Raw genomic sequence first — 12,598 nt, forward strand, 5'->3', positions numbered from 1 at the left:
GCGCTGAAGCTGGCAACTTGCTGCGTGTCAGCCGTCGGCCAGCAGCTGTTTTTTCAGCACCTTGCCCATCGCGTTGCGGGGCAGCGCGTCCACCAGCCGCACCTCGCGCGGCCGCTTGTGCACGGAAAGCTCTTGGGCGACGTGGTTGATCAGGTCGTCGGCGTCCAGACCTTCCGCGCCGACGATGAACGCGACGATCCGCTGGCCGAGGTCTTGGTCCGGCATTCCGACGACCGCGGCCTCCCGCACCCCGGGATGGCCGAGCAACGCGGTCTCGATCTCGCCGGCGCCGATCCGGTAGCCGCCGGACTTGATCAGGTCCACCGACTCGCGGCCCACGATGCGGTGCATGCCGCCGCCGTCGATGACGGCCACGTCACCGGTGCGGTACCAGCCGTCGGCGTCGAACGCCTCGGCGGTGGCCTCCGGTCGGTTCAGGTAGCCGTCGAACATCATTGGGCCCCGAACCTCAAGGCGCCCAACGGTTTCCCCGTCGTGCGGCACCGGGGCGCCATTCTCGTCGAGCAGTCTGGTCTGCACGCCGGTGATTGGCAGACCCACCCAGCCGGCGCGTCGCTCGCCGTCCGCGCGGGTGGACAGCGTGATCAGCGATTCGGAGGCTCCGTAGCGTTCGACCGGCTCATGGCCGGTCAGCCGGGCCAGCCGGTCGAACACCGGCACCGGCAGCGGTGCGCTCCCGGACACCAGCAGCCGCGCCGGGCGCAGCGCCCGGGCGGCGGCCTCGTCTCCGGCCACCCGCGACCACACCGTCGGCACCCCGAAAAACAGCGTGCCGCCCACGTCCGAACAGGCCCGCGCGTAATTCGCCGGTGTCGGTTTTCCGGTGTGCACGAAGCGGTTTCCCATCCGCAGCGATCCGAGCAATCCCAGTACCAGCCCGTGCACGTGAAACAACGGCAGGCCGTGCACCAGCACGTCGTCCGGTGTCCACTGCCAGGCCTCCGCCAGGGCGTCGAGGTCGGCGGCGATCGCGCGCCGGCTCAACACCACGCCCTTGGGCAGCCCGGTGGTCCCGGAGGTGTAGATGATCATCGCGGTGGCGTCGGGCGACGGCTCGGGGTAGCGGTGCCAGGACCGGGCGTGCAGCCGAACCGGGATGTGCGGCAGCCCCTCCGACTCGTCGGGGACGGGGCCGAGCCAGGCCCGCACCCCGGAATCGGTGAGCATGTGGCGGCGCTCGGACGCGCCGACGTCGGCGGGCACCGGGACGAACGGCACGCCGGCGATCAGGCAGCCGGTGACCGCCAGCACCGTCGACGCGGTCGGCGTGGCCAGGATCGCGACCCGCTGTGCCCCGGCGACCCGCTCGGCCACCGAGGTGGCGGCGCCGACCAGGTCGCTGCGGCTCAGCACGGCGCCGTCGATGCGCACCGCGTCGGCGATGTCGGTGGCGTTGACCGCCGCGGGATTCAGGGACGCCAGCAGCACTTCAGCAGGCTACCCGGCGGCGGGGAGGGTCAGCCTTGCTCGTCCCAGATCTTGGTCAGGGTGGACAGGATCTCCTCGCCGCGGCCCAGGCCGCCGAGGTGGCTCTCGCCCGGCAGCACGATCAGCTCGCAGTCGGGCAGCAGGGACACGACGTGCTCGCCGTGCGCGAACGGCACGATGTGGTCACTGTCGCCGTGCCACCAGCGGACCGGGACCTTGACCTCGTCGAGCCGGAATCCCCAGTCCTGGGTGAACAGGATGATGTCGTTGAACGGGGCCGCCAGTTGCTTGCGGCTGCCGTTGAGCAGGTCGTCGAGGAACATGGCGCCGAACTCGGGCCGGGTCAACAGGCGCCGGTCGCCCTCGGGCGATATCGCGGCGTAGAGAAGCAGCCCGGGGTTCGCGACCGGTCGAATCATCCGGATGACCAGGCTCGCGCCGATCCGCAGGGGATCGCCGCCCAGCTTCAGCAGGGGCGCCATCCGCTTGCCCAGGTTCATCAGCCCGCTGGTGATGCCCTCGTCGCCGAGGAAGGGCGCGACGCCGCCGAGGATGCCGGCCGCCACGACGCGATCGGAGAGCACGGCGGCGGCCGCCAGCGCGTAGGGGCCGCCGCCGGACAGGCCGATGACGGCCATCTTGTCGATGCCCAGCGTGTCGGCGATGGTGCCCAGGTCGTCGGCGAAGGCCCGGATATTCGGATAGCGGTGGGGCGTCGAGGAGCCGGTTCCGGGACGGTCCAAGCCGATCAGGCGGATGTGATGGTTCTCGGCGTAGACGCGCGCCTCTACCGGGATCTGCCGACGGGCGCCGGGCGTTCCGTGGAACCAGAACATCGCGCGCCCCTGCGGGTCGCCGAATTCGGCGAAGCCGATCTGGCGGTCCTCGCCGACGGCAATGTTTCCTTCGAGCTTCGGGCGGGCGATCTCGATGACCATGCCAGCAGCCTCGCATGTGTCGGGCCGTTTACGAAATGCTCACGGCTCCGGCGTTGAGCGGCCGCTAAGCGCGGCGGCCGGAGCGGGCGTCGATCCAGTCGGAGTATCGGGTGGCAAAGATCGTGGCGTTCTCGTCGGGTGCGAGGGTGCGATCGTCGATAAGGGCTCCGAAGTATGGCGCCCGGACGCCAGTCACGACCCTACGGTGATCACCAATTGCCGCAAGGCCCGCGCGGACGAAGTCGTCCATCCCCATCGCTTCTGGTCCCGCGATCTCCCGCACACCGTTGAGGGGTGGCCCGGCAGCGACGTCGGCCACGGCGGTGGCGACATCGTCGGCCGCGATAGGACGGAACAAGGCGGGTGGCAGCCTGACGATGTCTCCGTCCGTCGCGGAATCGGCTAAGCCAACCGCGAATTCGTAGAACGGCGTTGCCCGCACGATCGAATAGGGCCGGCCCGAATCCTTGATCAGATTTTCCTGAGCCGCTTTCGCGGTGTTGTAGCCGCTATCCGGCATGATCTGCGCGCCTACTACGGACAACGCGACATGGTGTTCCACTCCCGCGTCATGTTCAGCGGCAAGAAGATTCGTCGTCGTGGTTGTGAAGAAATGCATCACGGGCTCATCGTCGAACAGCGGTGAATCGGCGACGTCGACCACGACGTCCGCACCGGCGACCGCGTTGGCGAGGCCTTCACCGGTGAGCGAGTCGACACCCGATCGGCGTGAGGCGGCGAGCACGTCGTGCCCCTGCGCGCTGAGCTTCGACGCCACTTTCGAGCCGATCAGCCCACGCCCTCCAATGACTACGATCTTCATGATGAACCTTTCAGTCGTCTGACTTGTCGGGTGCTCGAGGGCGCAGAAGCGCCGGTGATGACTTTCTTGGCCTCAAATGCATTCGTGGCGCCTTGCTGGTTCTCCAGGGAGCGATAATCCCGCCCGGTTGTGGACGTACCTGATCATGAAGCGGTCCGGGGTGAGTTGTCATCGCCCCAACCACTCTTTCACCCGGGTGAGTAGCGCGCCGCCGTGAACCGACGCGTGGATTGCGTTGATCGGGTGGACGATTACTGAGGCGGAGGTGACTCGGTCGCGGCCGAGGGGCTACCGGGCAGCGCGGGTTGCACCCCCGGCCGGTCACGGCACAGCGCCGCGATGTCGCAGGGCACCGGTTGGCTTCCGGCAACGGGGTTGGTGATCCACAGTGCGGAGCACAACGCGCCCAGGGCGAACAGCGCTGCGCTCACCTGTAACACGTGGGCGAATCCGGAGGCGCTCGCCGTCCCGACGCTGATCAGACCGATAGTCCCGATCGACATCAGCGCGGCCAGCCGTGAGACGCCGTTGTTGATGGCTGACGCCAGGCCACTGTGTTCGATTGGCACCGAGGCCAGCGTCAGCGCCGTCAATGGCGTGATCGTCGCGACCAGCCCGAGGGCCAGCACGATCATCCCGGGAAGCAGGTCGGTAATCGCATGGAATCCATCAGGTTTCGGGCGGATCAGCAGCAGCCCGATCCCCGCCAGGGCGGGCCCTGCAATCAGGAATGCGCGTGGTCCCACCCGTGCGGCGATGCGGCCGACATGACGGGCGAATACGAACGACAACACCGGGATCGGCAGGGTGGCCAGGCCGGCGGCGGTGGCTGAGTAGCGGCCGATTTCTTGGGTGTAGAGCGTGATGGCCAGCGACCCCAGCGTCAACGCACCGTAAACGAACGCGGTGACGAGGTTGGCGGCGGCGAAGTTGCGAAAGGCGAACAGCGGCAACGGAAGCATCGGGCGCCTACTGCGGCGTTGCCAACCCACGAAGCCAGCCAGTGCGGTAATCCCGACCACGGTCGGTGCGATCACCGACGGGTCGGACCAGCCGTCACGTTGCGATTCGATCAACGCATAGACGGTGGCGCCCAACCCTAGCGACGATAGGACCACCCCGGCGGTATCTACCTGAGCGCCTTCGACGCGCCCCGACATCGGGCACAGCCAGAAGGTCAGCGCATACCCGACCGCCATGGGGATCGCTGACAACACGAAAATCCAACGCCAGCCCAGCCAATCGACGCACATTCCGCCCAGCAGCGGGCCCAACGCGAAGGCGATTCCCGTCCACCCGGTCCAGACACCGATCGCTGCGGACTGGTGTGCTTTGTCGAACACCGTGTTGATCAGCGCCACCGAGCCCGGAACGAGAAATGCCGCACCCAGACCCTGGATGAGGCGCGCGGTGATCAGCATCGCCGGTGAGGTGGCAGCCGCCGCCAACACCGAGCCCGCCCCGAACGCCAACAGCCCGAACCTCATCACCCGAACGCGGCCGAACATGTCCGAAATGGACCCGCCGGGGAGGATCGCGGCCGCCGTGGCCAATAGGTAGCCATCGACGATCCACTGCTGCAACACCAAGCCGCCGCCGAGGTCGTGTTCGATGGCCGGCAATGCCAGGTTTATCACCGTGGAGTCGAGGAAGGCGACCATCGAAACCATCACCGCGACCACCATCGCACGGCTGGTCGGTGCCGCGTCGCGCAACGTCACTGTCGGCGCCGTCCGGGTTGTGACGATGAGTGGTGATCCGGGATGTTAGTAAGGCTTGCACCGTCGTAATCGCCGTTCATGGTTGTCCTCCTTCACCTTTCGTTCCCGCCCATTCGTGCCGGTTCAACACGCGGGGGGAAGACGTTTGCGAAAGCGGGTGCTGGTCAGCAATGCGCCGGTGGAGAGGCCGGGTTATCGCTCACGCCGGCAGGATGGCGATGACTTCGACTTCCACGCGGATGTTGGGCCACACCAACCCGTCGATGATGGCGAACATGGCGGCGGGTTCGTGGCGAATGATCTCTTTGCTCACCGCCAGGTATGCAGACGCGTTGTCACGGCAGGTAATCCATTGGCGCATGTAGACGATGTCGGTGAGCTTGGCGCCGGCCTTGCCGAGCGCACTTTCGACGTTGGCCCAGCACTGCCGGGCTTCGTCGATGAAGTCCTCGGGCAGAGTGCCGTCTTCGCGCACCCCGGGCGTACCGGAGACGAAAATCTGCGTGCCGCCACCGGATACGGTGAGAGCATCGGCGTATTCGCCGATGTGATCGGCCACTCCGGTGCGGATCCGGGCAATGGTGGTCATCTCGCGACTCCTTCTTCGTGTGAGGTCTTTTCGGCTGACTGGTTAGACGTCGGGCGTGATGACCACTCCGCTGCACTCGCGCCCGGCGACAACATGTGCAAGTGCGTCCGCGGCCTGATCCAGGGGGATGGAACGCGGGCTCGGCATGTTCAACCGGTGGGAACCGAGCAACGCGGTCAGGCGATCGAGTTGAGCGCCGTCGGAACGGACGTAAACCGCGATGACCTTGATGCCACGGGTCGACGCGGGCGGGCCGGGGGTGATAGTGGCCAGCCGGCCACCGTCGGCAAGCGCGGACATCGCCGCAGCAGCACCCGCGGGGGCAGCGTTGGCGACGGCGGCGATGGAGCCTTTCGCCAATGCCCTGGCTCGCTCTGGCCACGTCGGGTCGCGGTAGTCGATCACTTCGCGGGCGCCGTACCCGCGAACGCGGTCCGCGCTGCCGGGGCCGGCGGTGGCTAGCACGTCGACCCCACGCAGGGCTGCCAGCTGGACGATGAGCCCGCCGGTGATTCCACCCGCGCCGTTGACGAGCAACGTCTCCCCACTGTGCACGGCCAACGCCTCGCTGACCACCTGTTCGGCCGTCAACGCCGGCACCGGAAAGATCGCCGCGGTCTCCCATGAAACCTCGGGCGGTTTGTGCGCGAGCGATCCAACGGGTGCGATCACAAGCGGCGCCCACGTGCCTTGGTCGCGTAGCGGCACGGGATGGCACAGCACCGCATCGCCCACACTGAATCCGCCCGGGTCCGCGCCAACGGCCTTGACGATTCCGGCAGCCTCGACGCCGAGCGCTAGCGGAGGACGCGTGGCAACGTCCCAGCCACCGGTGCGAACGATGTTGTCCCAGTTGCCAACACCGGCACCGCGAACGTAGATGAGTACTTCGTCGGCTGACAACGGCCGCGGCTCCTCCACCTCGAACGTCTCCACGTTGCCACCGAACGCGCGCACCCCGGCTACGAGCATGGTCACGGCGAAACGACCGGCCGGGCGTAGGTCATTGTGTCTCCCTCAACAATCGTCGTCTCAACCGCTCTGATGAATAAGGCGTCTCGCGTGGCCACTGTTCTGCATTCGTGGCGACCCACTTGCCGGTAACGGGGCAAGTTCGGACTCTTGGGCCAGCAACAGATCCCAGACCTGATTGATCGTCGGGTGTGGCGCGACGGCGTGGCGCAGCAGGCCTACCGGAATCTTCGCGACGATAGCCAGGGTGGCCGCTTGAACCAGTTCCGAGAATTCCGGGCCGACAAATGTCGCTCCGAGCAGTGTGTCGGTCTCGGCATCGATGACCAATTTCGCCCATCCTTGGAAGCCATCTCTGAATAGGGTCAGGAATGACAGTGCACCTGGGTACCGGGCAGTTCGCGTCCGCACCACGAATCCTTCTGCGAGGGATTGGCTTTCGGTGCGCCCCGCCTTGACCACTTGAGGCTCGGTGAAGATGACTTGTGCAAGGCTTCCCGCATCGCGGGAAGCCAGCTCGTCGGCCCCCAGTTCGCGGCCCGCGGCCCGGGCCGCGATGATCTCTGCCACGAGATGGCCGTGGTAGGTGGAGATGTGTGACAGCCGAGCGCGCCCGGTGGTGTCGCCCAGGGCGTAGAGCCAGTCGCCTGTGACGCCGACCGCCTGGAGATGGTCGTCAACGGATACGAATCCGCCCCGTGGCAGGCCAACGGTTTCCAGTCCGATGTCCTCGGTGTTGCTGCGCCGTCCGGCGGCCAGGACGACCTCGTCTACCTCGATGGTCTGGCGGCCGTAGGTTGCGGTGACGGGGCCACCGGACCGCGGGCGGGCTACCGCCGACAACTCCGTCTCAAAGTGAACCGTCACGCCTTTGCTTCGCAGTGACTGCGCAACCAAGTCGCGGGCTTCTGGTTCGCAGCCGGGCAGCAGAGCGTTTCCACGTACCAGAAGTGTTACCGCAGAGCCCAAACCGGTCAGGATAGTCGCGAACTCCACACCGACGGGCCCACCACCCACCACCAGTGCGCGGGGTGGCACTTCTGTCATGGTGGTCAAGTCCCGATTCGTCCATGGGCGTGCTTGGGTCAGCCCAGGTATCCCCGGCACGTTGGGACGAGTGCCGGTGGCCAGAACGACCGCGTGGCGTGCCTCCAAGACGGCTTCGGTGTTATCGGCACGCGCTACGCGCACAGTTCGTTGGCCGCTCAGCCGGCCGAATCCATGGAACACCGATACACCGGCTTGCCGCAGTGAGGCCACTCGGTCTTGGTCCGAGAGGTGCTCGATGATCGCGTCGCGTTTCGCGAAAACGGCAGCAACGTCCGGTCGATCGCCCGAAACAATCTCGCGCACGCCAGGAACCGCCTTTGCGAGGTTCAGCACCTCGATCGGGCGAAGCAGTGTTTTGCTCGGGTTGCACCCCCAGTAATGGCACTCCCCAGCGACCAGACGATCCTCGACGAGCGCTACCGAAAGGCCCGTGGAAGCAAGCTTCCGGACCGCGGCCACACCGCCGACCCCGCCACCCACCACGATCACGTCGAAGTCCGTGCCGGCCTTCATCTGCCGCCACTTCCGATGATCGGCGGCGTTGGCCGGCCGGGGCGCAACTCGTCGGCATGCTTCGAGTTGGCGGATTCGCTACGGCGCCCGCGGTGTGTGCGGTCGGTGCGTGGGCGCGAAGCCGGGCCAAGTATCGCGTAGGCTGCGGCAGCGCTCGCGGCGGAGAAGACACTGTAGCTGAGCGGTGATTCCAGGCCGAGGGAGATGGCCATCGTGGTTCCAAATATTACGAGCAGCAGGCACGTTGCGGCGCCGACGAGGTTCGGCCGCCAGCCGGCCAGAAGCAAGATTCCGAGCGCCGTTTCGGCGGCGGTTGCGGCCCACACGATCACGGTCAATAGCCAGCCGGATGCAAACGGAACAAGCTGATGGGCGTAGTCACCGAAAGCACTCATGCTTCCCCAGCTACCCTGCCCCAACGGCTCCCACCAACCGAATCGGTCGGCAACAGCGGACAGGAAGGCCGCGGCAAGCGACAAGCGCAGTGCCATCCGGACAACCCGGATAGCGCTTGGCGTGGGCACCGACGGCTCGCGTTCAATCGTAATCTGCTCCAAAATAATGTCTTTCAATTCGTCGGTGACATCGCTACCGCGGCGGCTCGCTTTCGGTGGTGTCATCCGTCGTGAGCGGGCCGTCTCCGGTATCGACCAGGAAAACTGCGAGCAATTCGGCAGGTTCGGTGGCGCTGGCATTTTCGCTGACCGTGTGGTGCGCGCCCGGGAGTTCCCGCCAGGTCTCACCGGCGTGATACACACGAGCGGGTTCACCTTCGACTTGGCTGCGGATCTCTCCGGAGATCACGTAGGCCATGATGAACGCCGATTTCGCGTGGTGGTGCGCGCCGCTTTTTGCGCCCGGCGGATAGCTGACGGTCACTGCTTCAAGAGACTTGCCGGGAACATTTGTAGGCTGGTTGAAAACTGTTTGCACAACCGGGTTCTGGCCCGAACTCTCCTGTCCAGGCCCGGCTTGGGCCGCAGGCGCGAGCGTCACCGCAACCGACAGTCCGGCGAGTGCTACCTTCAGAGCCATTCTTGGCCGCCTTCCTTTGGGATGTCCCAAGTGCATGCGAAGTCTGCTGTGCACCAACGGGTTGTACGAATCGAAGCGGTAGGCAAACCGTCCCCCGGTAGCCAGCGAAGATACGAGATGAAGTGCGCCTGCAGGTCGACCGATCACCGGAGGTTCCTCAGTCTTCCGCGACCCGCAGGACCGTCTTGCCAGGGATGCGCTTGTCGTTCGCGAATGCGGCGGCGGCTTCGGCGAGCGGTAGCACGGCACCCACTACGGGTTTGAGGCGTCCGTCCCGTACTCGCGCGGCAAGCGCGGCGAGCTGAGCTCGATCGGCTTCGACGAGGAAGAATACTCCCCGCCCATCGCGCGGCAGGATCTTTGGCGGCTCGGCGACGGTGACGAGCGTTCCGCCGGCCCGCACCAGAGCCGCCGAGCGGGCCAGAATGTCGCCACCGATCACGTCGAACACCACGTCGACTTCACCCGCGACCTCTAGGTTTTCGGAGTCCAGGTCGAGGAAGGTGTGGACTCCGAGATCCGCCGCGCGGCCTCGATCTGCGGTCCGGCCGGTGCCGATGACGCGGGCACCGACCTCGCGAGCGAGCTGAACCGCGATCGACCCGACCCCACCCGCTGCGCCGTGGATCAGAACCGTTTGGCCGGCGACCAGGCGGCCGTGGTCGAACAGGCCCTGCCAGGCGGCCAAGCCAGAGATCGGCAGCGCAGCGGCCACCGTATGGTCGATGTCGATGGGCAGCGGAGCGAGGTTGCGGGCTTCCACGGCGGTGTACTCGGCCAGCGAGCCGTTGCGGGCCCAGTCGGCAAGCCCGAAGACCCGCTGACCGACGCTCAAAAGAGTGGTGCCGTAGCCTAACTCGACCACTACGCCCGACAACTCGTGTCCCGGCACGCTTGGTGTCCGGTCATGACCCGCGCGGTCGATCCAAGTGTGCGGCCAGTCGAGCTCCCCGCGTGTGAAACCGGCTGCGTGCACCCGCACGACGACGTCGTTGTCGGCCGCCTGAGGGTAGGGAAGGTCCGTTAGCGCCAGACCCCCGACACCGGCATCACGATCTCGAACAGCGATGGCTTGCATTACATTTCCTTTCTGATTTCGGTTGGTGTCGTCAGGTCAGCCGCTGGTTGCGGTTGTACGCTCACGAGCTCAAGCCCTAGGTCACGGACCCGGTCGAGGAGCCCGAAAAGCTGTGACTGATCGTGGATTTCACCAGTGAACACGGAGTCGGTCGCGCCGGCCTCGAGGCGCATCCCGTCTAACGCGGACCCCAGTCGCTCGGTCACGCGACCGCGGATGCAGATCCGGTACATCGTCCGCTGCACTGAACCCTCCGCTCGTCAGCTGCTGAAGAATCAGCGTTCACCGACGCAGGGTGAGCCGTCATCACCCGGCGAGCTGATTCACCCGGGTGAGCACCGAGGCGTCATCGGGAGGCGGCGACACAGCTCTGGTCCTCGTCGGCGTCCCCGAGGGCAGCATCGCCGACACCGCGTAGCGCCCTAGTCGCCAACAGCTTCGATAACCTCGGCGTCGCCCGGTCATCCGGTCGCTGCGCGGACATAGTCGCCGATTTGGCGCAGCGAGCGCGTCGCTTCGGGAATCATCGGCGCGGCGAATTGGAACACGTGGATTTGGCCCGGCCATACCTTTACCTCCGCGGGCACGCCGGCGGTGGCTAGTCGTTGCGCAGCCACCTGCGCGTCGTGCAGCAACACCTCGGAACCGGATACATGGATCAACATGGGCGGCAGCCCGGGTTGGATGTGATCAAGCGGCTCGTATAGGCAGTCGGCACGCCCGTCGGCGTCGCGGCGTCCTGCGGCGCGGGTGATCAAACCATGGAAGGCGTCGAACGCTCTGGGGGGGAACATCGCATCCGAACCAATGTTGGGGTGGCGCGCTTTGGGCTTTGCGGTCAGCTGCAGCAGCGGTGACATCGTTACCAGCGCCGCCGGCCGCTCACCGCATTCCAGCAGGCGTTGAGCCAGCGTTAGCGCCAGATAGCCGCCGGCGGAATCGCCCGCCAGCACGATCTGGCTGGGCGCAAAACCTTTTCGGCGCAGCCAACGGTAGCCGTCGTGGCAGTCGTCGACCGCATCGCTGATCGAGTGCTTGGGAAGCTTCCGGTAGTTGGGCACCAGCATAGGCGCGTCGGCGAACCTCGACAGCGTGCTCACCAATCGGCCGTGCGAGTGGGCACCGCAGGTGAGGAACGCCCCTCCATGCAGATAGAGCACGACCCGGCGGGTGCCGTCGGCCGGGGGCACACCCCCGGCGCGGATAAGCTGCGCGGTGCAGTCCGCCAGCGCGACGCCGGCGCGCACCGTGCCAAGTGGCGGCGCGATGCCGCGAGCGGCGAATTCGACGGCGCCCCAGGGCCATGGCGCCGAGGGCAGATGGCTGCCCACGCTCAAGGTCGGCCGGATCGTCAGCCGGGCGCTCAACGAAGCGATGCGCGCGGGCACGCTAGGACCGTCCTGGATGACGTCCACGACGGCGTTCGCGCGGACCGGCAGCCGTCGAGCTTTGTGTGCCCGGGCTGCTCCCAGGCCGGGGGATGCTGGGTCTGACGCGGCGGCGGGTGCGCTCATGTGAATTGTTCCGCGCGCTCACCCGGTTGAACCGGCGCCGAGCCGGGTCCCGGGTTGGTCGTGCCGAGTCTGGTTGACGCTCGATGAGCATGTTGGGCATAAGTGCGCACCCTGGCGGTCAGCGAATCTGGGTGATTCGCTTAAGTTTTGGCCTGCGCCTCCGCATAACGGACATTGTTGGCCGGCGGTAGCCGCCTGATGGTCACGGCGCGCCCATACGGCCGCTCGTCCCAGCGCCAACGCCTTGCGGCGCCGCCTACCCCCGTAGGCGATCGTCGCGGCCGCGACCGAGGATCCCGCGCAAACCACGGCGGCGACGCCGAAATCCAGCAGCTGACCATTGATGAGCATGAGGACCGCGTAATCTCCGGCCGCAAAAGCCACAAACAGGGCGGCACTGCGTAATCGGGTCATGGCGCCAGCCCGTCGAGTCCGATCGAGCGGACGGCAAAGATGCTGCGCAGGTATCCGGTAGGACGCCCGCATGTGGTGCAAATCGGATGGGTGCCGCACCGGGATGCCACCTCGCGTTTGTCGCCGACGTACGTCGCCATCGCCCATTGCACGGTGGCCAGGCAGGCTTGACAAAGCGTCTCGATGAGGTCGCCGTCTGGGGTTAGCCCCAGCTGGTCACATCCATCGACGGCGTGTATCTCGGCGACTGCCACCGCCGGCGCACCGCACGCGATGCCGGTCGACACCCCCTGGGCACTGCAGATGGGCTGCAGCGCGTGAAGTTGATCTTCGATCGCCGGTACGGTGTCCATCGCGGCATCTGCCTTCCGATGCGCCCACCGCCGGGCGGACGCGGCGGCGTCCCGGATTCGGTGCGGCAGCCACGGTGCTCGCGCGGCGCCGGAGGCGTATTGAGCACGCGGCCGTTTGAATTGGCGATGGTTCATCTGGCTTTCTCCAA

At 66.6% G+C, this 12,598-nt stretch carries 12 protein-coding genes; all 12 read right to left on the bottom strand.

Annotated elements, in window-relative coordinates; translation table 11 throughout:
• Positions 1 to 27 precede the first annotated feature (27 nt).
• On the bottom strand, positions 28 to 1,449 hold the full coding sequence (locus A5701_RS25970) for an acyl-CoA synthetase (protein WP_067760955.1): 1,422 nt from the start codon (positions 1,447 to 1,449) through the stop codon (positions 28 to 30).
• Positions 1,450 to 1,478: 29 nt separating this feature from the next.
• Positions 1,479 to 2,387 (bottom strand): alpha/beta fold hydrolase, encoded by a 909-nt coding sequence (locus tag A5701_RS25975; RefSeq protein ID WP_067760957.1) that lies wholly within the window; start codon positions 2,385 to 2,387, stop codon positions 1,479 to 1,481.
• A gap of 64 nt (positions 2,388 to 2,451) precedes the next feature.
• Positions 2,452 to 3,210 carry an SDR family oxidoreductase gene (locus A5701_RS25980; protein WP_067760959.1) on the bottom strand — a complete coding sequence of 253 codons (759 nt, stop codon included), beginning with the start codon at positions 3,208 to 3,210 and terminating at the stop codon, positions 2,452 to 2,454.
• Between the two features lie 251 nt (positions 3,211 to 3,461).
• Entirely contained in the window at positions 3,462 to 4,931 is a 1,470-nt protein-coding gene (locus tag A5701_RS25985; protein WP_231972883.1) for an MFS transporter, read from the bottom strand.
• A 199-nt stretch (positions 4,932 to 5,130) separates the two neighbouring features.
• Positions 5,131 to 5,520 (bottom strand): RidA family protein, encoded by a 390-nt coding sequence (locus A5701_RS25990; RefSeq protein ID WP_067760961.1) that lies wholly within the window; start codon positions 5,518 to 5,520, stop codon positions 5,131 to 5,133.
• Between the two features lie 42 nt (positions 5,521 to 5,562).
• Entirely contained in the window at positions 5,563 to 6,492 is a 930-nt protein-coding gene (locus A5701_RS25995) for an NADP-dependent oxidoreductase (protein WP_231972885.1), read from the bottom strand.
• Positions 6,493 to 6,552: 60 nt separating this feature from the next.
• Positions 6,553 to 8,055: an NAD(P)/FAD-dependent oxidoreductase gene (locus A5701_RS26000; RefSeq protein WP_067760966.1), complete on the bottom strand. Its 1,503-nt coding sequence runs from the start codon at positions 8,053 to 8,055 to the stop codon at positions 6,553 to 6,555.
• Entirely contained in the window at positions 8,052 to 8,546 is a 495-nt protein-coding gene (locus A5701_RS26005; protein ID WP_231972886.1) for a hypothetical protein, read from the bottom strand. Before A5701_RS26005 ends, A5701_RS26000 begins: the two co-directional genes overlap by 4 nt.
• 97 nt (positions 8,547 to 8,643) lie before the next feature.
• Entirely contained in the window at positions 8,644 to 9,090 is a 447-nt protein-coding gene (locus A5701_RS26010) for a cupin domain-containing protein (RefSeq protein ID WP_067760968.1), read from the bottom strand.
• A gap of 157 nt (positions 9,091 to 9,247) precedes the next feature.
• Positions 9,248 to 10,168, bottom strand: coding sequence for an NADP-dependent oxidoreductase (locus tag A5701_RS26015; RefSeq protein ID WP_067760970.1), 921 nt, complete (start codon positions 10,166 to 10,168; stop codon positions 9,248 to 9,250).
• Between the two features lie 461 nt (positions 10,169 to 10,629).
• Entirely contained in the window at positions 10,630 to 11,682 is a 1,053-nt protein-coding gene (locus A5701_RS26025; protein WP_067760976.1) for an alpha/beta hydrolase, read from the bottom strand.
• 410 nt (positions 11,683 to 12,092) lie between these two features.
• Positions 12,093 to 12,449 carry a phosphoenolpyruvate carboxylase gene (locus A5701_RS26030; protein WP_231968947.1) on the bottom strand — a complete coding sequence of 119 codons (357 nt, stop codon included), beginning with the start codon at positions 12,447 to 12,449 and terminating at the stop codon, positions 12,093 to 12,095.
• Positions 12,450 to 12,598: the final 149 nt, after the last annotated feature.

The organism is Mycobacterium sp. E3305 (genome assembly GCF_001666785.1).
GTDB lineage: Bacteria > Actinomycetota > Actinomycetes > Mycobacteriales > Mycobacteriaceae > Mycobacterium.

Excerpts from the sequence above, each read along its gene's own strand:
- A5701_RS26030 (WP_231968947.1), bottom strand. The coding sequence starts at position 12,449 with ATGGACACCGTACCGGCGATCGAAGATCAACTTCACGCGCTGCAGCCC.
- A5701_RS26015 (WP_067760970.1), bottom strand. The coding sequence starts at position 10,168 with ATGCAAGCCATCGCTGTTCGAGATCGTGATGCCGGTGTCGGGGGTCTG.
- A5701_RS26005 (WP_231972886.1), bottom strand. The coding sequence starts at position 8,546 with ATGGCACTGCGCTTGTCGCTTGCCGCGGCCTTCCTGTCCGCTGTTGCC.
- A5701_RS26010 (WP_067760968.1), bottom strand. The coding sequence starts at position 9,090 with ATGGCTCTGAAGGTAGCACTCGCCGGACTGTCGGTTGCGGTGACGCTC.
- A5701_RS26000 (WP_067760966.1), bottom strand. The coding sequence starts at position 8,055 with ATGAAGGCCGGCACGGACTTCGACGTGATCGTGGTGGGTGGCGGGGTC.
- A5701_RS26025 (WP_067760976.1), bottom strand. The coding sequence starts at position 11,682 with ATGAGCGCACCCGCCGCCGCGTCAGACCCAGCATCCCCCGGCCTGGGA.
- A5701_RS25980 (WP_067760959.1), bottom strand. The coding sequence starts at position 3,210 with ATGAAGATCGTAGTCATTGGAGGGCGTGGGCTGATCGGCTCGAAAGTG.
- A5701_RS25995 (WP_231972885.1), bottom strand. The coding sequence starts at position 6,492 with ATGCTCGTAGCCGGGGTGCGCGCGTTCGGTGGCAACGTGGAGACGTTC.
- A5701_RS25990 (WP_067760961.1), bottom strand. The coding sequence starts at position 5,520 with ATGACCACCATTGCCCGGATCCGCACCGGAGTGGCCGATCACATCGGC.
- A5701_RS25975 (WP_067760957.1), bottom strand. The coding sequence starts at position 2,387 with ATGGTCATCGAGATCGCCCGCCCGAAGCTCGAAGGAAACATTGCCGTC.